The sequence below is a fragment of the Streptomyces sp. NBC_00335 genome, from assembly GCF_036127095.1.
GTDB lineage: Bacteria > Actinomycetota > Actinomycetes > Streptomycetales > Streptomycetaceae > Streptomyces.
Window position 1 is genome coordinate 1,603,587 of sequence record NZ_CP108006.1, and the last position, 19,052, is coordinate 1,622,638.

The window sequence follows — 19,052 nt, forward strand, 5'->3', positions numbered from 1 at the left end:
TCTGCCTGCCGAGGAGAGCTTGATGAGCCTGTACGACATCCCGCTGACCACCCTGTCCGACGAGCCCACCAGCCTCGCCGCGCACAAGGGCAAGGCGATCCTGCTCGTGAACACCGCCTCGCAGTGCGGTCTCACCCCTCAGTACTCGGGCCTGGCCCGTCTGCAGTTCAAGTACGAGGAGAAGGGCTTCACCGTCATCGGTGTGCCGTGCAACCAGTTCGGCGGGCAGGAGCCGGGCAACGCCGACGACATCCAGACGTTCTGCGCGGCCGGCTTCGGGGTCACCTTCCCGATGCTGGAGAAGTCCGAGGTCAACGGCGAGAACCGCCACCCGCTCTACAAGGAGCTGGTGAAGGTTCCGGACGCCGAGGGCGAGGCCGGTGACATCACCTGGAACTTCGAGAAGTTCCTGATCTCCCCCGCCGGCGAGGTCGTGGCCCGCTTCCGCCCGCGCACCGAGCCCGAGGCCGCCGAGGTCATCGCGGCGATCGAGGCCCTGCTGCCGGCGTAGCACCGCCCGCGAGTCGAGGGCCGAGGGCCGGTACGGGGCTGCGCGCGCAGCCCCGTACCGGCCCTCGCTCGTCCGCGGGGGTCAGTTCACCTGCCGCTCCAGGCCCGACCAGTACGGCTCGCGGAGCTTGAACTTCTGGATCTTGCCGGTGGCCGTACGCGGGATGCCGGCGCGGAACTCGACCGTCGTCGGGGCCTTGTACCCGGCCAGCCGCTGCTTGCAGTGGGCGATGATCTCCGCCTCCTGGACGGACTCGCCCTCGACGAGGACCACGAGCGCCTTGATCGTCTCGCCCCACTTCTCGTGCGGCACACCGATGACGGCGACCTCCGCGACCGCCGGATGGCTGAAGATCGCGTCCTCCACCTCGATCGAGGACACGTTCTCGCCGCCGGTGATGATCACGTCCTTCTTCCGGTCGGAGATCGTCAGGTGGCCGTCGGCCTCGTCGACCGTGCCGCCGTCGCCGGTGTGGAACCAGCCGTCCCGCAGGGCGGCCGTGGTCTCCTCCGGCTTGTCCCAGTACCCCTCCAAGACGACGTTCGACCGGGCCAGTACCTCCCCGTCCTCGGACACCCGCAGCTTGACCCCGAGCGCCGGCAGCCCCGCGCGCGACAGCCTGCGCGCCCGCTCCTCGGCCGGCAGCTCCGCGTCGGCGGGCAGGGTCCGGTTGAAGGTGAGCAGCGGCGAGGTCTCGGTCAGGCCGTAGATCTGAGTGAACTCCCAGCCCAGCTCCTCGCCCATGCGCTGGATCGTCCGGCTCGGCGGCGGGGCGCCCGCGCAGACGACGCGCACCCGGTCGCGGCCCGGGATCTCGCCCTCCCAGCTCGCCGCCGCGTCCAGCACCGTGTTCCACACGGCGGGCGCGCCGCACATCAGCGTGACGCCGTGTTCCTCGACCCGGCGCAGGATCTCGGCGCCGTCGACCTTGCGCAGCACGACCTGCTTGACGCCGAGCCCGGCCATCACGAAGGGCATGCCCCAGCCGTTGCAGTGGAACATCGGCAGGGTGTGCATGTAGACGTCCCGCTCCCAGACCCGGGTGTGCAGGCCGAAGGTGAGCCCGTTCACCCAGATGTTGCGGTGGGTCAGCTGCACCCCCTTGGGACGGGCGGTGGTCCCCGAGGTGTAGTTGATCGTCGCCGTCGCGTCCTCGTCCGGGTGCGACCAGGGGCGCGGCTCCACTCCGAAGCGCATCAGCTCGGCGTCGGTCTGCGGGCCGAGGACGAAGCGGTGGCGTGCCTTGACGCCCGACAGCGCCTCGTCCAGCTCCGGGTCGACGAGCAGGACCGAGGCCCCGCTCTGCCGGACCACGTAGTCGACCTCCTCCGGCTTCAGCCGGAAGTTGACCGGTACGCAGACGCGCCCGCTCATCGGCACCGCGAACAGCAGCTCCAGGAGCCGGGCGGAGTTGTGGCTGACCACCGCCACGCGCTCGCCCTCGCCGACCCCCAGCGCGTCGAATCCCGCCTGCCAGGCCCGTACGCGCTCGCCGAGCCTGCCGTAGGTCGAAACGGGGACCGGTGGACCGGGCTGATCCGGCTCGTCCACCACGCCCGGACTGGACGAGAACCCCAGCTCCGCCCGGTCGAGGAAGTCCGTGACGGTCATGGGAATCCGCATTGCTCTCTCCTAGGTCCCGAATCCCGAACAGCTGCCTGGACGACGCGCCGCGCTGCCCCCCAGGGCGAGCGGCCCGCCACGAACGAGAACGATCGCGGGTGATCTCGGTCGTGCCAGGCATCGTGCCGTGTCCGGTGTACGGGCCACCAGAGCGCGGCGGGGCCGGGTCGCCCGGGTCGCCCGCCCTCCCGGCCGGCTCGCCCGCCCGGCCGGCTCAGCCGCGGATGGGCCCGAAGCGAACGGAGCCGCTGGAAGGCCCCTGGCCCTGGCCCTCGCCCTCGCCCTGGCCCTCCCCTCCTCCCGCGCCGCCCCCATCCCCCATGGCGGCGAGAAGCGCCTCCCCCTCGGCCACGATCTCCGCCTTGCCGGCCTTGGAGACCTCGGCGAACAGCTGGACGGTGAGCGTCCCGCCGTCCAGCTTCCAGAGCCCGGCGAGGAAGCCGTCGAGGAGCAGCGTGCAGTGGGCCTGGTTCCCGGACCAGGTGCTCCCCTTCAGCTCGGGCGCGATCACCCGGGAGCGGTCGGCGTGGGAGAGGAGCAGGTTGTCGAACTCGGGAAGGAACCGGGGCGGCGCGGGCTGCTCCGCATCGGGTCGGGGCCCGTCGGGCAGATCGAAGAGCTCGACGCCGTTCTCGTCCTGGAACACCTCCAGGCCGGGCCTGAGCCGCTCGAAGGCCTCGCGCAGCCGGGTGAGCCCGGCCCACGTCTGCATGTCCTTGACGGAGGCGGGCCCGAAGGCCCCGAGATACCGCAGAACCACCTCATCGATCCCCGGCGTCTCCCCGCCCGGGCCTCGCCCCTCCTCTCGAACCCACTCGGTCAGGGTGGTGAGGCGGACCTGCCCGCTCTTGCCCCACACCCCGCGCGGGGTGACCTGGACGAGCGGAAGCCGGCAACGCGCGGCGACGGACAGCGACTGCGGGTCGGCTCCGGGCCACTCCTTGAGCAGCTCCTCCCGTATCTCCGCCATGGTCCGCGGCTCGGCCTCCACGAACGCCCGCGCGCGCTCGGCCAGCCTGTCCAGGTCCACTCCGACCAGGCCCTTGCGGAAGTAGTTGATCTCCCGGTCGCGGGCGGGCTGGACGAGCGGGCGCAGGGTGAGCGCGTCGTGGACGGTGTGGGTGTGGATGGTGGACCTCATGGTGACCATCCGGACCACCTGACGGGACTCCATCAGCCCGGCGAGCTCGGCCGGCCCGAATCCGGCGAGTCGGGCGTGCAGCTGGAAGTAGGGCGGCTTCACGTTCTGTGCCTGAAGTCCCAGCAGGTGCTGCGTGGCGTCCTGCGCGGACATCTCGGCGCGGGTCAGGAGCAGCTGGCGGGCGAGCGTGGCACGGTTCAGCGCACGGGTGTCGAGTACGGGACGCGTCGTCTTGGAGGCCATGACAGCAACGTAGCGGCCCATGCGGACACCTTCTGTCCGCAACTCCGAACCGGTCGCACCCGAGCGCACGGACCCGCGTGAACCTCCTCCACCCCGGGATCCATCCACCCGGATATCCTGCCCTTTGCCCGTAAACACCCGTTCGACCGGGAGCTGACCTGCGATGTCGGAGCGACCAGACCGCCGCCCCTCGCCCCCGTCCGCCTCCGCGCCCGCGAAGCGTGCGGGTTGGCGGCGCCCGGCCGCCCCTCCCGCCGCTCCCCCGGCCACACCCCCACGGGCCCCGAAGCCGGCCCCGCCGGCCCCCACCCCCGCCGACCACCGCAGCGTGATCGACTCCGCCGTCTACCGCGACGGCGTCCGGGTCGCCTCCCCCACCACCCTGGCCGACACCTTCCGCCGACTGCGCGAACAGCCCGACGGCATGGCCTGGATCGGCCTGCACCGCCCCACGGAACCCGAACTCCACTCCCTGGCGGATGAGTTCAACCTCCACCCGCTCTCCATCGAAGACGCCCTGGAAGCCCACCAGCGCCCCAAGCTGGAGCGCTACGGAGACACCCTCTTCGTGGTCCTGCGGGCCGCCCGCTACCTGGACGCACTGGAGGAGGTCGACTTCGGCGAACTCCACATCTTCGTCGGCCCCGACTTCCTGATCACGGTCCGCCACGGCGCGGCCCCGGACCTCTCAGCGGTCCGCCGCCGCATGGAGGAGTCCCCCGAACTCCTCTCCCTCGGCCCGGAAGCCGCCCTGTACGCCATCCTCGACGCGGTGGTCGACGGCTACGCCCCGGTCGTCGAGGGCGTCCAGATCGACATGGACGAGATCGAGACCGAGGTCTTCAGCGGCGACCCGGAAGTCTCCCGCCGCATCTACGAACTCTCCCGCGAAATGGTCGAGTTCCAACGCGCGACCCGCCCCCTGGTCGGCATGCTCCACAGCCTGATGGCCGGCTTCGCGAAGTACGGCACGGACGAGGAACTCCAGCGCTACCTCCGCGACGTAGCCGACCACGTCACCCACACCAGCGAACGCGTAGACGGCTTCCGCCAGGCCCTGACCGAAATCCTGACGGTCAACGCCACCCTGGTCTCCCAACAACAGAACGCCGAAATGCGAGCGTTGGCGGAGGCTGGCTTCGAACAGAACGAGGAGATCAAGAAGATCTCCTCGTGGGCCGCCATCCTCTTCGCCCCCACCCTGGTGGGCACGATCTACGGCATGAACTTCGAGGACATGCCGGAGCTGAAGTGGGCAGGCGGCTACCCCTTCGCAATCCTGCTGATGGCCGTGGTCTGCGTCAGCCTGTACGTCATCTTCAAGAAGCGCGACTGGCTGTAGACCGCACAGCAGCACCATCGATCAACTTAGCTCCTGCGAACGTCGAGAAGTGGCCCACAGGACCCCCTGGGGAGAATCTGGGGAGAATCCGCAGCCCGCCCATGCCGGGCGCTCCCCCGGACCTTGGGGCCAGCCTTCCCGCACCGCCGACCACCTTCGACGGCACGCGATTGCGGAGGGTAACGACAACGGGTGGCACAGCAGATACTGTGCCACCCGTTGTCGCGACCAGGCCTGTCCTGTCTCCCCCGACGACTGCAAGCCGGCAGTCGTCCAACGACCTTGCCCGTGGGGCGTCGATGTCCGACCCCCTGTCTAGCCTGTCTCCGTGAAGCCCACCGATGACCGCCAGTTCCCCGCCGCGCTCGCCACTGCGATGGCCGTTCGATTCGACTACGCGGACGGGAAGACCGGGGTCGACTTCGAACCCTTCCCGGCCTTCCTGTCCGCTGCCGAGACCACCGACTGGTTCCAGGCATGGACCGGGAACAGCGAACTGGACGGCAACGACTTCCGCGTGTTCGGACAAGACGGCACGGGCGGGTACGCGGCGATCTGGCTCATCCGCCCGAGCCGCCCTCTGGCCGAGCAGCCCATCGTCTTCCTCGGCTCCGAGGGCGAAACCGGTGTCGTAGCACGCGACCTGGGCGACTTCCTGTGGCTCCTGGCCGACGGCTTCGGCCCCTGGGAAGCCGCCACGTCCTACGAGCCGGACTGGAAGGCGAGCCCCAACCCGGAGTTGGCAGCCATCGCCGAAGGATTCGCACCGCACCAACGCCGGTCGGCGGCAGCCGTGATCGAGCTGGCGACCCGGGAGTTCCCCGACTTCGACGACACCATCATGGAACTCTGCCGCTGAACCCAGCGCCGTCCCCTGCACGACCAGCCGGAATCACGGAAATGACGGAACGCTCAAGTCACCGCGCCCCTCTGTCGCGTTCGAGCATCGCTGTAGCCTCTGGCCATGAAGCACGGGGAAGGCGGGGACGCGCTCGTTCTGGAGGCCCGCGCGATGCCGGCCGCGGGACAGGGCGAGGAGGAGACCAAGTGCTGGACGGCCGCGGCGAGCGGATCCGCACCCTGTTGTGGACTGCCGCCTGCGCCCGCGGAGGCTTTCCTGGCGGCATGATCCCCTGGTTTCGTACCGGGGAGCTCACCAAGATCTTCCTCCTCTTCGCGCAGACCCGGTTCCGGAACGGGCGGCGCTCACCTCCCGAGTTCCGGGCGGCCATGGTTACGGCCGGGGAACTTCTGGCGACCGCGCAGGCGACCTCCCGCCATGCCGACGGCCCCCCAGCACGTCGCCCCCTTCGCCGCGCTCGTCCGCGACGAAGGAGCGGCCCGCCTTTGGCAGGGCCAGTCCCTCTGCGCCGACACCCAGCAGGTCTTCGCCTACCTGGCCGGTATGGGCTACCGCGTCCCGGTCGGGACCAGTGTCGCCCTCATGCCGCTGCGGCATCCGCTGGACGCAGCGATCCAGGCCCGCTCCCTGTCCGTCCTCACCGGACACCGCACGACCCTCGGACTCGGTCCGGCGACCCCCGACGTCGTCGCCGGACTGCACGGAAAGCCGTACGACAGCCCACGCGACGCCTGTGTGGAATACCTGACCGAGGTGCGGCGCCTGATCGGGACCGAGGACGGGGTCGCCGGACCCGGCATCGGCGCCGCCATCGGCCTGCCGGGCCTGTCACATCCGGGGGTGAAGACCGGACTCGGTGTGCTCCGGCCGACGCTCGCGCGGGCCGCGGGCCGGGTGGCGGACGCGGCGATCAGCTGGATGACCCCGCCCGGCTACGTCCGCGACACCCTGCTGCCCGCCATGGCGAAGGGTGCGACCGAGTCGGGCCGCCCGGTGCCCCGCATGGTCACCGTCGTGCACGCCGCCGTCGACCGCCCCGGGCGCCACGCCTACCGGCTCGCCTTCGCGGCCGCCCATGTCCACCTGGCCGGGCCGCACTACTGCGACATGCTGCGCCGCGCCGGACTGCGCGTCCACCACAGCCGCCCAGGGCTCGGCGCCCGCGCCCTGGTCGATTCCGGAGTCTTCCTCTACGGCACGCCCGGGAGCATCGCCGCACAGCTGGCCGAATTCGATCGGGCGGGGGTGGACGAAGTTGTCGTCAACGTCGCGGGAGTGTATTTCGAGCATGGCCGACCGGACGCCGTACAGGACCTCCAGGAGATCCTCGTGGCCTGCCGGAAGGCGACGAACTGACCCAGGAACGGGTGCGGAAGGCCGGGGCATGCCCGCGTGTCGCCCTCCCGTACGCGGTGAGGAGAGGCAAGACGGTGCCCGACGACATCGCCCGATGGCTGAACGAGCACGCCAACCCCTTGAGCACCCTGACCCCCGGCGCGCCGGTGGAGGACCTGAAACCCCTGGGCGAGGCACTGCGGGGAACACGGATCGTCGGTCTGGGGGAATCCACCCACGGCACGGGCGAGTTCTTCCGGCTGAAGCACCGCATCGTGGAGTTCCTGGTCCGTGAGGAGGGGTTCACCACCCTCGCCATGGAGGCCAGCCAGTCCGCGGCCCGCGCGCTCGACGCGTACGTCCGGTACGGCACGGGCGCCCCCGAACGGCTCGTCGCCCGGCTGGGCTTCTGGACCTGGCGCACCCGCGAGATGGTCGACCTCGTCGAGTGGCTGCGCGCCCACAACCGCGACCTGCCCGAAGGGCGCCGGGTCCGCTTCGTGGGAACCGACCCCCAACTCTGCGCCGACTCGGTCGAGGCCGTCACCGCCTTCCTGCGCCGCGCTGCGCCCGAACAGGCCAGGCGCGTCAGCGCCCTGGACGTCCTGGCCCGGGCCCGCCCGGGCTCGCTTCCGGACCCGGACAAGGCCCTGATGCGACGCGCCGAGGAGATCGCCCGCCTCGTCGCGGACCACGCCGGGCGGCCGGGTTCCGGCGACGACGCCTGCGAGGCGCTGGAACACGCGCGGATCCTGGTCCGCGCCGCCGACCTGGTGACCCGGCCCTTCGCGGCCTCGGCCGGCGAGGACGGCGTGTTCGCCGCGCGTGACCGCTACATGGCCGAGGCCGTCGCACGGCTCGTGGACGACGACCCCGGTGCGCGCGTCATGGTCTGGGCACACAACGGGCACATCGCGAAGGGCACGTACGGGGACCAGGTGCCGGCGCTCGGCAGCAGGCTCCGCGAACGGTACGGCGACGCCTACTACGCGCTGGCCCTCCTCTTCGGCAAGGGGTCCTTCCTGGCCCGCCGCGGCAACGACCTCCAGCGCCCGCCGGTCCGCCACCGCATCGGCACCGGCCTCCGCTCACTGGAGGCCAGACTCACGCACGCCCTGCCCGGCGACTACTACGCGGACCTCCGCGCCGCGAGTTCCCCCACCCGCCCCGCGTCCTGGCTGCACGCCCCGCACGCGCAGCGCAGCTTCGGCGCCAACGTCCAACGGTTCCTCTACCGCTTGAACACCGCCCCGCTCGTCCCTGCCGAGGACTATGACGGCATCGCGTTCGTAGCCCGCTCGACCTGCTCCCACCTGCTGCCCCCGGCGGAGGACTGACGTTCCCTCACGGCCACAGGTCGAGCGCGGCGTTCAGAGTGAGCTGCCACATCGGTTCGGCACCGGTGCCGAATGCCGCGGCGAGCCCGTACCCCACGGACGTGTCGTACGGGTCCCTGGCGCGCTCGGACTCGCCCGTCGCCTCCCAGTCGGCCGACACGCGCCCGTCGCCGCTCGATGTGAAGACGCCGAGCAGCCGCTCGTCCCGCAGCAGCCGGCTGGTGCCGAGGGAGTCCGGAACCAGCAGATAGCTGCACTCCCGCGCCCCTGACACGGCCTCGACCCGGTACGAGCGTCGGGTCAGGAACCCCTTGGACGGCCGCAGGGTCTCCTCTGCACCGTCGACGAGCAGAGTGAGGTGCTCGGGGTCGCGCGTCCCGATCGGCACATGGCTCTCCGGCACGGTGTGCGGGGCCCGCCGGATCTCGACCGGCGGCAGACCGTCCCCGCTCACGCCCAGCGTCCCGCCCTCATGGTCGAGTTCGATCCGGACCGCGCCGAAGAGCGGATCGTCGTCGGGCACGTACGCGTACGGATTCATCGGGACCCTTGCCTCCTGTTCATCCTGGTGATCGTCTTCCCCCAGTCTCGTCCGGACGCGGTGGACCGGTTCCCTTTCCGGCCAGAGGCGGGCCCGTGGGCGACGGCCACCGGCTCCCGCCTCGCTGCCACTACATCGCGTAGCCGGTCACGCCAGGCGCTTCGCGGTCCCGACCAGCGGCGATCCGTCTTCAGAGGCAGCCGCGGCTGGGGAGAATCCGGGGAGAACGAAGCCTCGTTGGGGAGCGGCTGGGGAGAATCGGCCGTACAAACGGGCAGCACGGTGAAAGGGGCGGAAAGGCCGATCACCGCAGGTCGGACCGTCTGTTCGGGCGATTTCCGCAGGTCAGCGGGGTGAGGGTGACGACTTCAAGAAGATCTCTTCCTGGGCGGCCATCCTCTTTGCCCCCACCCTCGTCGGCACGATCTACGGCATGAACTTCGAGGACATGCCGGAACTGAAGTGGGCCGGCGGCTACCCCTTCGCGATCCTGCTGATGGCGGTCGTCCGCGTCAGCCTGTACGTCATCTTCAAGAAGCGCGACTGGCTGTAGACCGCACACCAGCACTGTTGATCAACTTAGCTGTTGCGAACGCCTGAAAGTGGCCTGCAGGGCCCTCTGGGGATTACACCTCCCCCTCCAGGTCGGCTTGCCGCTTGCATTCGACATCGACCACAGCCTGCGCGATCTCCCCCATGGTGACAGTGGGATCGGACACCTCTCTATGCCCAGCTCTCCCAGGTCGTCCAGAGGGTGCCTGCGGTCGTAGCGCTTGGTCTTCATGCATGACACCCACTTGCTGGCCGCACCGGCCACCTTCGCGTCATTGCGTGAGTCCTGGAAGATCCGGCCCGAGATAGCGGTGGGTTCGGGCGTCTGCGGCAGGGGGCAGAAGTGCCTGGCCTCTCCCCGGCACCCGCCGTCCGGGATCTCCTTCCCCCTCTACGTGCCACCCTCGACCTCTGCGCCAGCTCCGGTGAACACCGCCGACTCGGCCCCGGCAGCCGGCTCCCAATGAGGCGGTCCAGGGAGGTCGTTCGGAAGGTGGTATCCGTACTTCCTCGCCGCGTCGATGTCGGACATCGGCCCGGCTGGAAGCGACCAGGTCGGTCAGGAGGTCACCCAGGTGGTGCGCCTGTCCGGCAAGTTGTTCCGTACGACAACGCCTCGCAGCTTGAAAGTCGTGGAGTACTGGCCGCTCTCGACGGTGCCAGGGTTTCCGTCGTCGGCCGGGCCGCTAGGTTCTGGGCAGGGAAATCGCGAAGCCCAGGGCCTGACAGAGGAATTGCTTCAGGTCCCGCCGGACAGGCTGCAGGCCCCCGCCTGCTGCCGAGCGGGCGGGCGGGCGGGCGGGCGGGCGGGCGGCATCATGGGGTCGGGTGTTGAGGGAGGGCTGACGGTGATACTCAAGTGTGACCCCGTGTGCGACGTGGTGGAAGTCCAGGGATCGGCCGAAGAGCTGGACCGCCTGGCGTACATGGTGGCCGGGGGAAAGGGGAGTCTCCGCTGCGCGCCCGTGCTGGACGGCGAGACCCTGGCAGGGGTCGAGGTCCGAACGGGTTCCGGCCCCGGGGTTCTCATCCACCTCGATCACGAGCGGCAGGTCCTCGTGATCGACGGCGACGCCGAAGCAAGGACGCTGCTCGCGGACGAGCTGCGCGGCATGGCCGCCGCCGAAGACGGAGGCCACCTCCACATCGAGTACTACGCCGAGTACGGCTACCTCGCGGAAGGGTCCGTGTCGTTGGTGGTCAACAGCCCGCACGGAGGTATGCCCAGGCGGCGAGCCGGGCGGGCCAGGCAAGATCCGAAAGAGACGGCCTAGGCCCGTTCTTGTTCCAGAAGGTCAGCAGGGTGCTGGAGTTGGCGTTGCGGTAGTACTCCGACTTCACCTGGTAGCCGGTGCCGAGGTCCCGGAGGTTCAGGATGCTGTTCGAGGCTTCGGTCCACGTGGCAAGCTCAGCCCCGTACTTGGTCTCGAGAGCGAAGGCGGGTGAAGCGGCGGTGAGAGCCGAGGTCGCGACGAACCCGGCCGCTAAGCGCGCAGCGGTTTTGCCTTTCGCAGTTTTCCTCCTGCCAGTGGAGCCTGAAGGGGTGGTGTGGGACCAACCATTCGGGTCGATGAATGCAGGTTATATGCATTTAGCGATCTATCCGAGTAGGTAAACTCGCCATTCCCTGCCCCGCACCGTGGAGTCCCGATGCCCGAACGCCGCTTTGACGCCTCCGGGTTCCGTAGCGCACGTGTCTTGAGGGCCATGACTCAGGCGCAGGTGGCTGCCGCGCTCGGAATCAAGGACCAGTCCGTCGTCTCGCGCTACGAGAGCGGAGACGCATCCCCACCTGCGGAGAAGCTGCCTCGACTTGCGGCCCTGGTGGGCGAGCGCCTGGACGACCTGTTCCCGCGGCCCGGCCTGCCGACTCTCGCGGATCTCCGGTGCGACGCCGGCATGACGCAGAAGGACACCACGGCCGTCACGCAGACCGGCTCGCCCTCTCCCGTGCGGGCGGCTGAAGGAGGTCGGCGCAAACTCGCCCCCCACTACGTCGCTCCTTTGGCAGAGGCGTACGGAGTAAGCGTCGAAGAGCTCCTCGCCGCGGAGAGGCGTTCCTTCGGTGAGGACGTGCCGGCAGCGCCTCAGCATCCCCAGGTCCGGCAGCCCGTGGGGCCGCAGAGCATCGCGAGGAAGATCACCGCACTCCTCGAAGGAGCCTCGGAGCAGGAGCGCCCCACCGACACCGAACTCGCCGAGCTCGGCAACGCTCGGGCGGGGCGGACGATCCTGAGCGGGCCTCTGGTGACAAGCCTCCGTCTCGGCCGGAGGACGCACGCCGGCCCCGAAGTCCTGGACGCGCTGGCGGCTGCCCTTGACGTGCCCGCCATGTTCTTCGAAACCGGCGACGCGGAAGTCACGGCCGTCGTCACGAACTTGCGTGCGGCGCGTATCGGCCTTGCCGCCGTGGTGGCCCGCGGAGCCGAGGGCGAGTCCCAGAACGCCGAACTCATGCGCTGGGTCGCCGACATGTTCGCAGGAGGCAAGCACGGGGATGCCTCCCCGCCCCAGGCCACGAGCTGACTCCACCGGCGCCACATGCGGTGGCCGGGACGGGCGTTCGGCAAACCTCCGTCGAGTTCCCTCTCGCCGCGACGTTCGGAGAGATGTGCGCTCTCAAGGAATGACGAAGAAGGCGCGATCGCACCTGCGGATCGCTCCTGCCCTGCAGAACCGGCTCAAGCTCGGTGCATTTTCGGATATCAGCGCCCTATCGGAGCACGCCATGAGCGCTGCGTCGCGCCCCAGCGTGATCCCCGCGATCCTCCCGGGAAACGATCGTTTCATTGCGGATCTGACCGTTCCGTGATCTAGTGGCGGCGGGGATTGTCGGCACATCTTGACCACAGGTTCCCCTTCCAGCCGACCGGGAGGGTCTGTGAGCTACGGGTACGAGCAGCTCGCCAGGACCGTGAAAGAAGTCGAGGAGCTCCAGTCGGAGGCAGGACTCGACAGAGCATCAGTCTTCAATCTGCGAGACCTCACCTTCCATACGTCCATTCCAGAGGCAGACATCCTGCGACTGCTCGACGGTGAGCTCGTGGAGTCGCCGAGGACTGCGGGGGCCGAGCTGGCCCGCCGCATCGTGTTCCTCAGGAAAACCCGGCTGACGGTGGACAAGCACACAGGTAGCCCGCGTCAGTACACGACCGCCGAGATCGCTGCGGGCAGTGGGATGACCCCGCAATGGCATGGCAAGTTGCTGAACCACAGCACGCCCAACATCTGGCATGGCGCCGGCCTCGCCAAGTTCTTCGGCGTTCCCATGGAGTACTTCACCCAGACTCCGCCGGAGGCCGTGAAGCGGGTTCTGGACAGCAAGGTCATCCCGGACCTCACAGCGTTCCTCAAGAGTCCATCCGGGGCTGTGAGGAACCGTCACGCCATGCAGGTCCAGCTCCGCCTTGGCGACAAGGAGCTGTCCCCGAATCTGGAGACGGCTCTGATCGCCTTCGTGGACGCGATCACACGAGACGGCTCCGAACCCTAAGGTGGTCCGGACGCGACGGCTGACCTGACCTTCAGTCACCGGCAGCAGCAGGGCGGGCCACGGCTTCACCGCCCATCGGAGGGGAACTCAAAGTGGGGGCATTCGGATGAACGAGGGGAAGATGGCGGGCTTTCACAAGGGGGCACTCGCGACCCTCGGCAGGCTGCCATCCCATCACGGCGTACTGAGAGTGCCAAAGGCCCACCTGGCGCGGCGATCCGCCGCGCGCAGGATCGCGAAATTCTGCGACGCAGTGCTCACGGGTCTCGACAAGCCGATCCCTTCGGATCCGGACAGCCTGTTCGCCGTGTTGAGGGCCGACGTCGAGCGGCGCTGCAACGAGGACCGCGCTGCGCTCCCGTTCCGCCCGGTCTTCCTGTACTTCCGTGAGTTTCCCGAGGAGACGGCCAGTGGCCTCACGGCGATGTTCGACGACCGGATCGTCATCGTCGTCGAAAGTCAGACGACCACGCTGCACCAGTTCGTGATCTTCGCACACGAGATGTGGCACGCCTTGATGGGAGAGTGCCTGTCTCACGGGGCCCACAGCAACGTCGCCACGGCTGCCGCCAGGTCACTCGGTGGTGAACTGGCGGGCGACGACCTCGTCGCCCTGGCCGCGAGGAGCCACGCCGACACCCAAGAGGAAAGCGATGCGGAGGAGTTCGGGCTGCAGATGGGAGCCCGGCTGCGAGAGTGTCTGCGAGGGGGCGGCGCGGTGCCGACAACCGGTTTGGCGGGCCGGATCCAGTCCAGTATGGGTAGAGGCTACTGAGCATGACCGGGTCGGACTATTACATTCCCGCCGGCGTTCTGGCGATCGCTTTGATGGTGAAGGCTCCCTCGTTCTGGCGCAGCTGGCACTCGCCGATGTCGAATTCGATTTTCGTGATCCTCACGGCCTCGGCGGCAGGTTTCGTGTTCGGTGCTCCGCCGACGATCGAGCGGGTCAACCGGATCACCGGCGTCCCCAACATCTCGGCGCTCATCGTCTACTGCATCCTGTCGTGCCTGTCGTGCGGCTCGATCGTGCTCCTCATCCACTGGCGAGGGGGGCCCGAAGAGATCCTCCGGAAGCACACCAGGGTGTGGATCGCGGCCACCGCCGTGGTGATCGCGACGTTCTGTGCCCTGTTCTCTCTCAGCAGCGTGCCCATCGAGCAGCAGCGCGACTTCGACACCTTCTACGCGAACACCCCGTACGTGCGGGAGATGATCGTGCTCTATCTGACCGCGCACTTCGCCATGAGTCTCGTCGTGGCGACGAAATGCTGGCGGTGGGCCCGTGAGCTTCGAGATCTCCAGGCGGCGTGGACCCACTGGGGCCTGCTCATCCTCGTAGCCGCGTTCGGTATCGGCTTGTCGTTCGCCCTGTTCAAATTCCTGGCTGTCGGTGCCCGATGGGCCGGTACGGACAGATGGGACTCGCTCAGCACCGATGTCGCCCCTCCCCTGGCAGGACTGGGCGCAGGCCTGACGACGATCGGCTTCCTGGTGCCTGTCGTCGGGCCACGGCTGGGGTCGATGTGGGTGTCCTGGCGGGCCTACCGGGCAATGGAGCCCCTCTGGCGTGCGCTTGAGCCCTTCGCGGGACCCGGGAAGCCCACCTGGATTCGCCTTACCTCGTCACCGGAGATCCGGGCGATGGCCAGGTCCACCGACATTTCCGATCGCCTGCTCAACCTGGCACCCCACCTGAACGGCAGCCACCGCGAGGCAGCCGAGCGATACGCCTCTTCGCAAGGCTGCGAACCGGAGGTGGCTCTCATCTTCGCCGAAGCAGCGACGATCCACGCGGCCTTGGCCGCTGCGGAGGCCGCCGGGAGGCTGTCATCCGGGCCGATGGCCATCGCTGCCGAAACGGGCGCCACCATCGACACTCGTGTGTCAGGAACGAATGGTCTTGCCCGGCTGAGCATCCAGTTCTCCAAGATCCGCCGCTCCGACCTGCCCGTCGGCGACGCCGCCCACTCAGAGGGCAACTGATCATGCTCACTCTCCCCCACGGGGCTTGCGGGAGTCGTTGGTGAACGCGGGAACGGCGTACCTGTCCGTGGCCGTCGGCTTCTTCGTCGCTACCGCCGTCAAGGTCTGGGCGCTGCGGAAGAACCCTCGAGACCCGCTCCTGAGGGCCGTCGCCGCGACTCTTTTCGTCGCCGCATTTCTCTTCGTCACGGCCGCTCCCCCGAATCTCGCGGTCATCAACGAGATGGTCGGCATACCGAACATCGCGGCACCCATCGTGTACTCGATCCTGACCGCGTTCGACGGCATCAGCATCGTGTTGCTGATCCACTGGCGGGGAAACGAGGATTCGCGTGTCACCCTGCGGCAGACCCGGCTGTGCCTGACCACCTACGCCACAGTGATGATGGCCATATATGCCCTGTTCGCGCTGGGCGACGCACCAGTCGAACGACTCCGGGACCTGGACACCTACTACTCCAGCACGCCCTGGATCCGCGAGATGATCCTTCTCTACCTGGCGGCACACACCGTCGCGGCCGTCACCATGGTGCTCCTCTGCCTGCGTTGGTCGAGGCAGGTCCCCGGCACCTTGAAGGTCGGACTGCTGCTGATCGCCGCGGGGGCGGTGTGCATGTTCGGCTACGACCTTCTCAAGTTCACGGCGATCGTTGCCCGCTGGCTCGGCCACGATTGGGACTCCCTGAGCACCGACGTCGCCTTCTCACTGGCCGGTTTCAGCGCCTTGCTCGTTTCTGCCGGTTTCATGCTCCCGCCCATCGGACAAGGCGCGGGCTCCCGGTGGCGGGCTCTTCGCCGCTTTCGCCGGCTACAGCCTCTCTGGTTGGAAATCCGCCCGGAGGTACCTCCTACGAGCCCACCGCCGATGCCGTGGTGGCAGCCCGTGGAGCGTCGCCTCATGCAGCGCGAGAGGGACATTTTCGACGCGGTACTGCGGCTGACGCCCTGGTTCGACCGGTCGACCGGCACGGAGATCTACGCACTCGCCTTGGCCGAGTACTCCGAGATCCGCCGTGCCCGCGTCGAAGCCGATGCCTGCGTCATAGCCCGCGCGGTGATCCGGAAGGGGGACGCCGTGCCCGCCCTCACTCCCGAGCGTCGATGGACGGTCAGCTCCATCGAGGATGCCGAAGACCTCGTCGACATGTCCGCCGCCATGCTGCGCTCCCCGCGGGTTCAAGTGACGCGGCAGTCCCTCGCACTGGCAGACCACAGTGCATGACCGCAGCGAGCAGTCTGAAAAGCCCCTGCCCGTCCGCCGCACCGAGACCCCCCACAGAGAGACGACCATGGTCACCACACACCCGAAGCACGTCGAAGCCCTCATCATCGGCGGGGGGTACGCCGGCCTGCTGGCAGCATCTGTGGTCGCCCTGGCCGGCTACGACGTACTCGTTCTCGCGGCCGGCCAACCCGCCACCCACCAGGAGACGGGTTTCGAGCGCGCTCAGCATGGCGAGGTGCTCCACGTCGGCGGGATGTGGGATGTCAACGATCTGGCCTACGGCTCGGGTGCGATGCTGCAGCGCCGCGGTGCGCGGACGTTCCCCTTCCCAGCTGGGGACCACCTGTCCCGGACACGCCCACGAGCCTGGGGGACCCGTGAGTTGCTGACGTGCAGCCGCGACCTCTTGACCAGAGTGCTGCGTGAGGTCGTTGTCGCCAACCCCGCACGTGAGCGGGACACCACGATTCTGGATGGCGCGCAGGCCGTCGGGCTCATCGGCGACGAGTCCGCTGTGCTCGGCGCGCGCGTGCGGTTCGATGACGGGACCGAGCAGGATGTCACCGCGCAGCTCGTCGTCGACGCGAGCGGCGCCGATGCGTGTACGGCGATCTGGCTGAAGGATCTCGGCGTTGCCGCCGTACCGGTCACCACACGTGGCACGGCCGGGTTCTCCGCCAGCCGTCTCTACCAGGTACCGGAGGGGGAGGCGGACGTTCCCCTCACCGCTGTTGCGGACGGCGCCCGCAGTGCGGTGCTCGTCCCGATCGAGGACGGATTGTGGGCCGTCACCCAGACCGCCCCGGATCGTGAGCAGATAGCCGACGCGGATGCCTTCGCGGGCGCCGCACTGGCCCTATCGGACCCCAGCGTCGGCCGGCTCATCGCCGGGGCAGAGCCCGCAGGCGACGTGGTCGTCACACCCACTTCGGCCCTGCGCTGGCACCGGTACGAGCGAATCCGCGGGCCCCGCGGCATCGTCGTCATCGGGGATGCCCTGGCGACCTTCAGCCAGCTGGACGCACGAGGTCCGCTGGCGACCGAGGCCGCCGCCAGAGCCCTGCGCGTGGCACTCGGACGGGGCATCAGCCACCCGGCGGCGTCCCGCAGAGCCCAGCAGGCGATCGCCGAGGAGGTCGCGCACCTGTGGGCCGATCCCCAGACGGACCTGATGGGTGGGGGTCGGCCCAGGCCCGTCGGCCCGGGCCTCTCCGCACGCCTCTCACGCGTACGGGCGGCAGCAGGTCGGGTTCTGAAGCTGCGGGCCCGCTGAACTGAAAACCACGCTGCTCAGACTGAGCACGGACCGAGAACGGCACCGCACACGCGGGCCACAGCCGGACCTCACATAACGACATCCAGAGGGGAATCTTCTATGCACCTGTCCACACCTCTTGTACTGCAGAGCGGCGCCCGCATTGCCAACCGGATAGCCAAGGCCGCCATGGAGGAGAGCCTCGCCCGCCAGCCCGGCCAACTGCCCGGGCCGGAGATCGAGGAGCTCTACGCCAGCTGGGCACGTGGCGGAAGCGGACTGATCATCACCGGGAACGTGATGATCGACCGACGGGCCCTCACGTCTCCGGGAACGATCGTGCTCGACGCTGAAACCGACCTGGCCCCCTTCCGTCGCTGGGCCGCGGCCGCCGGCTCGGAGGGCGGCCAGGTGTGGATGCAGATCAACCACCCCGGCCGGCAAGTCAGATCGGACCTGCCCGGTATCGCATGGGCGCCGTCCGACATCGGCGTCAGCCTCGGGAAGCACACGAGCGTGTTCGCCCGCCCGACCGCGATGACCGAGGCAGATATCCAGGCCACGATCGGCCGGTTTGCCACCACAGCACGCCTCGCGGAGGAGAGCGGCTTCCACGGCGTCCAGATCCACGCGGCCCACGGATACCTCCTCAGCCAGTACCTCTCCCCCCTGGTCAACCACCGCACCGACCAGTGGGGAGGCAGCCTGGAGAACAGGTCGCGGATGCTTGTGGAGGTGGTGCGAGCCGTTCGCGCGGCCGTGTCCCCGGGCTTCACCGTAAGCATCAAGATCAACACTGCCGACTTCCAGCGCGGCGGCTTCGACGTCGACGAGGTGGAACAGGTACTCGCGTCTGTCGCAGACCTCGGCGTAGACCTGGTGGAACTCTCCGGCGGAAGCATGGAGAGCGCGGCGACCATGGGCCGCACAGCCGATGACAGGAAGCTCGACCGGGAGGCCTACTTCCTGGAGATCGCCCAGCGGCTCGTCGCATCCGCGCCCATGCCCCTCATGCTGACAGGCGGCATAGGTCGACGCTCCTCCGCGGAGAAGGTCCTGACCAGCGGATTCGCAATGGTCGGGCTGGCCACCGCCCTCGCTCTCCACCCCGACCTCCCCGCACGCTGGGCTGAGGGTGACGACATCGAGGTTGCCGCACTGCGCCTCAACTGGCGGGACAAGGACATCGCCAGCGCGGGCGTACTAGCCGTCGTGCGGGCGCACATGAGCCGCATCTCCCGCGGCCTGCCGCCTCGCGCCCGGACCTCTGCGTACCTCGCCCTCATCCGCGACACCCTGCGGAATCGAGGACTGACCCGGAACTACGGACGGTGGCTTTCCCAGAACCCGGCCCCAGAGGTAACCATGCCGCTCAGCGGCTGACGGGCCCGGAGAGCGCCACAGCCTCTTCGGCGCAGGTGGGGTGGACAAGGTCACCTGGGGCCGGGGCCGGGGCCGGGGGCCGGGGGCCGGGGGCCTTGTCGGCGACCGGCCCGAGGTTTCTCCGAAACCCCTGCCGCGATACGGATCCTCCTCAGCCTAATCTTGGACGTGCAGCCGAGTCCGAAGTCAGCGCATGTCCACGCTGGACCCACGGAAGAACACC

The 19,052-nt window shown here is 68.9% G+C and carries 18 protein-coding genes and 1 pseudogene; 16 read left to right on the plus strand and 3 right to left on the minus strand.

Translation table 11 applies throughout. From position 1 onward, the window contains the following. Positions 1-22 precede the first annotated feature (22 nt). The gene (locus OHA37_RS07270) at positions 23-511 is read left to right on the plus strand and encodes a glutathione peroxidase (protein WP_266903514.1); all 489 of its coding nucleotides are present in this window, start codon (positions 23-25) and stop codon (positions 509-511) included. An 81-nt stretch (positions 512-592) separates the two neighbouring features. Here the strand turns inward: OHA37_RS07270 and OHA37_RS07275 are convergent, their stop codons facing one another. Both OHA37_RS07275 and OHA37_RS07280 read right to left on the minus strand, forming a co-directional pair. Beyond that, entirely contained in the window at positions 593-2,134 is a 1,542-nt protein-coding gene (locus OHA37_RS07275) for an AMP-binding protein (protein ID WP_266903515.1), read from the minus strand. Between the two features lie 214 nt (positions 2,135-2,348). Then, on the minus strand, positions 2,349-3,518 hold the full coding sequence (locus OHA37_RS07280) for a winged helix DNA-binding domain-containing protein (RefSeq protein WP_266903516.1): 1,170 nt from the start codon (positions 3,516-3,518) through the stop codon (positions 2,349-2,351). 163 nt (positions 3,519-3,681) lie between these two features. Between OHA37_RS07280 and OHA37_RS07285 the strand changes: the two genes are divergently transcribed. The 5 genes from OHA37_RS07285 (at position 3,682) to OHA37_RS07305 (ending at position 8,394) form a co-directional block, all read left to right on the plus strand. Continuing rightward, positions 3,682-4,860, plus strand: coding sequence for a magnesium and cobalt transport protein CorA (locus OHA37_RS07285; RefSeq protein ID WP_266903517.1), 1,179 nt, complete (start codon positions 3,682-3,684; stop codon positions 4,858-4,860). A 328-nt stretch (positions 4,861-5,188) separates the two neighbouring features. Next, on the plus strand, positions 5,189-5,719 hold the full coding sequence (locus OHA37_RS07290; RefSeq protein ID WP_266903518.1) for an SMI1/KNR4 family protein: 531 nt from the start codon (positions 5,189-5,191) through the stop codon (positions 5,717-5,719). A 105-nt stretch (positions 5,720-5,824) separates the two neighbouring features. After that, positions 5,825-5,989, plus strand: a complete 165-nt coding sequence (locus OHA37_RS07295; protein ID WP_266903519.1) for a hypothetical protein — start codon at positions 5,825-5,827, stop codon at positions 5,987-5,989. Between the two features lie 150 nt (positions 5,990-6,139). After that, a complete protein-coding gene (locus OHA37_RS07300; RefSeq protein WP_266903520.1) occupies positions 6,140-7,078 on the plus strand; it encodes an LLM class flavin-dependent oxidoreductase in 939 nt (312 codons plus the stop codon). Between the two features lie 74 nt (positions 7,079-7,152). Next, positions 7,153-8,394: an erythromycin esterase family protein gene (locus tag OHA37_RS07305; RefSeq protein WP_266903521.1), complete on the plus strand. Its 1,242-nt coding sequence runs from the start codon at positions 7,153-7,155 to the stop codon at positions 8,392-8,394. Between the two features lie 7 nt (positions 8,395-8,401). On the opposite strand, the gene OHA37_RS07310 is transcribed toward OHA37_RS07305, so the two are convergent. Then, positions 8,402-8,935, minus strand: a complete 534-nt coding sequence (locus OHA37_RS07310) for a hypothetical protein (RefSeq protein WP_266903522.1) — start codon at positions 8,933-8,935, stop codon at positions 8,402-8,404. 367 nt (positions 8,936-9,302) lie between these two features. Between OHA37_RS07310 and OHA37_RS07315 the strand changes: the two are divergent. The 10 genes and pseudogenes from OHA37_RS07315 to OHA37_RS07360 form a co-directional block, all read left to right on the plus strand. Beyond that, positions 9,303-9,488 (plus strand): annotated as a pseudogene (locus OHA37_RS07315) (CorA family divalent cation transporter); the annotation flags it as partial. 520 nt (positions 9,489-10,008) lie between these two features. Continuing rightward, positions 10,009-10,761, plus strand: coding sequence for an Imm32 family immunity protein (locus tag OHA37_RS07320; RefSeq protein ID WP_266903523.1), 753 nt, complete (start codon positions 10,009-10,011; stop codon positions 10,759-10,761). Between the two features lie 376 nt (positions 10,762-11,137). Beyond that, a complete protein-coding gene (locus OHA37_RS07325; protein ID WP_266903524.1) occupies positions 11,138-12,013 on the plus strand; it encodes a helix-turn-helix transcriptional regulator in 876 nt (291 codons plus the stop codon). A 100-nt stretch (positions 12,014-12,113) separates the two neighbouring features. After that, positions 12,114-12,299, plus strand: coding sequence for a hypothetical protein (locus tag OHA37_RS07330; protein ID WP_266903525.1), 186 nt, complete (start codon positions 12,114-12,116; stop codon positions 12,297-12,299). Positions 12,300-12,368: 69 nt separating this feature from the next. Then, positions 12,369-12,980 carry a hypothetical protein gene (locus OHA37_RS07335; RefSeq protein ID WP_266903526.1) on the plus strand — a complete coding sequence of 204 codons (612 nt, stop codon included), beginning with the start codon at positions 12,369-12,371 and terminating at the stop codon, positions 12,978-12,980. Positions 12,981-13,086: 106 nt separating this feature from the next. Further along, positions 13,087-13,755 (plus strand): hypothetical protein, encoded by a 669-nt coding sequence (locus OHA37_RS07340; protein ID WP_266903527.1) that lies wholly within the window; start codon positions 13,087-13,089, stop codon positions 13,753-13,755. A 2-nt stretch (positions 13,756-13,757) separates the two neighbouring features. Beyond that, positions 13,758-14,966 carry an MAB_1171c family putative transporter gene (locus OHA37_RS07345; RefSeq protein WP_266903528.1) on the plus strand — a complete coding sequence of 403 codons (1,209 nt, stop codon included), beginning with the start codon at positions 13,758-13,760 and terminating at the stop codon, positions 14,964-14,966. A 40-nt stretch (positions 14,967-15,006) separates the two neighbouring features. Continuing rightward, complete coding sequence (locus tag OHA37_RS07350) at positions 15,007-16,188, plus strand: MAB_1171c family putative transporter (RefSeq protein WP_266903529.1); 1,182 nt, start codon at positions 15,007-15,009, stop codon at positions 16,186-16,188. Positions 16,189-16,255: 67 nt separating this feature from the next. Next, positions 16,256-17,464, plus strand: coding sequence for an FAD-dependent oxidoreductase (locus OHA37_RS07355; RefSeq protein WP_266903530.1), 1,209 nt, complete (start codon positions 16,256-16,258; stop codon positions 17,462-17,464). A 102-nt stretch (positions 17,465-17,566) separates the two neighbouring features. Next, entirely contained in the window at positions 17,567-18,829 is a 1,263-nt protein-coding gene (locus OHA37_RS07360) for an NADH:flavin oxidoreductase/NADH oxidase family protein (protein ID WP_266903531.1), read from the plus strand. Positions 18,830-19,052 lie beyond the last annotated feature (223 nt).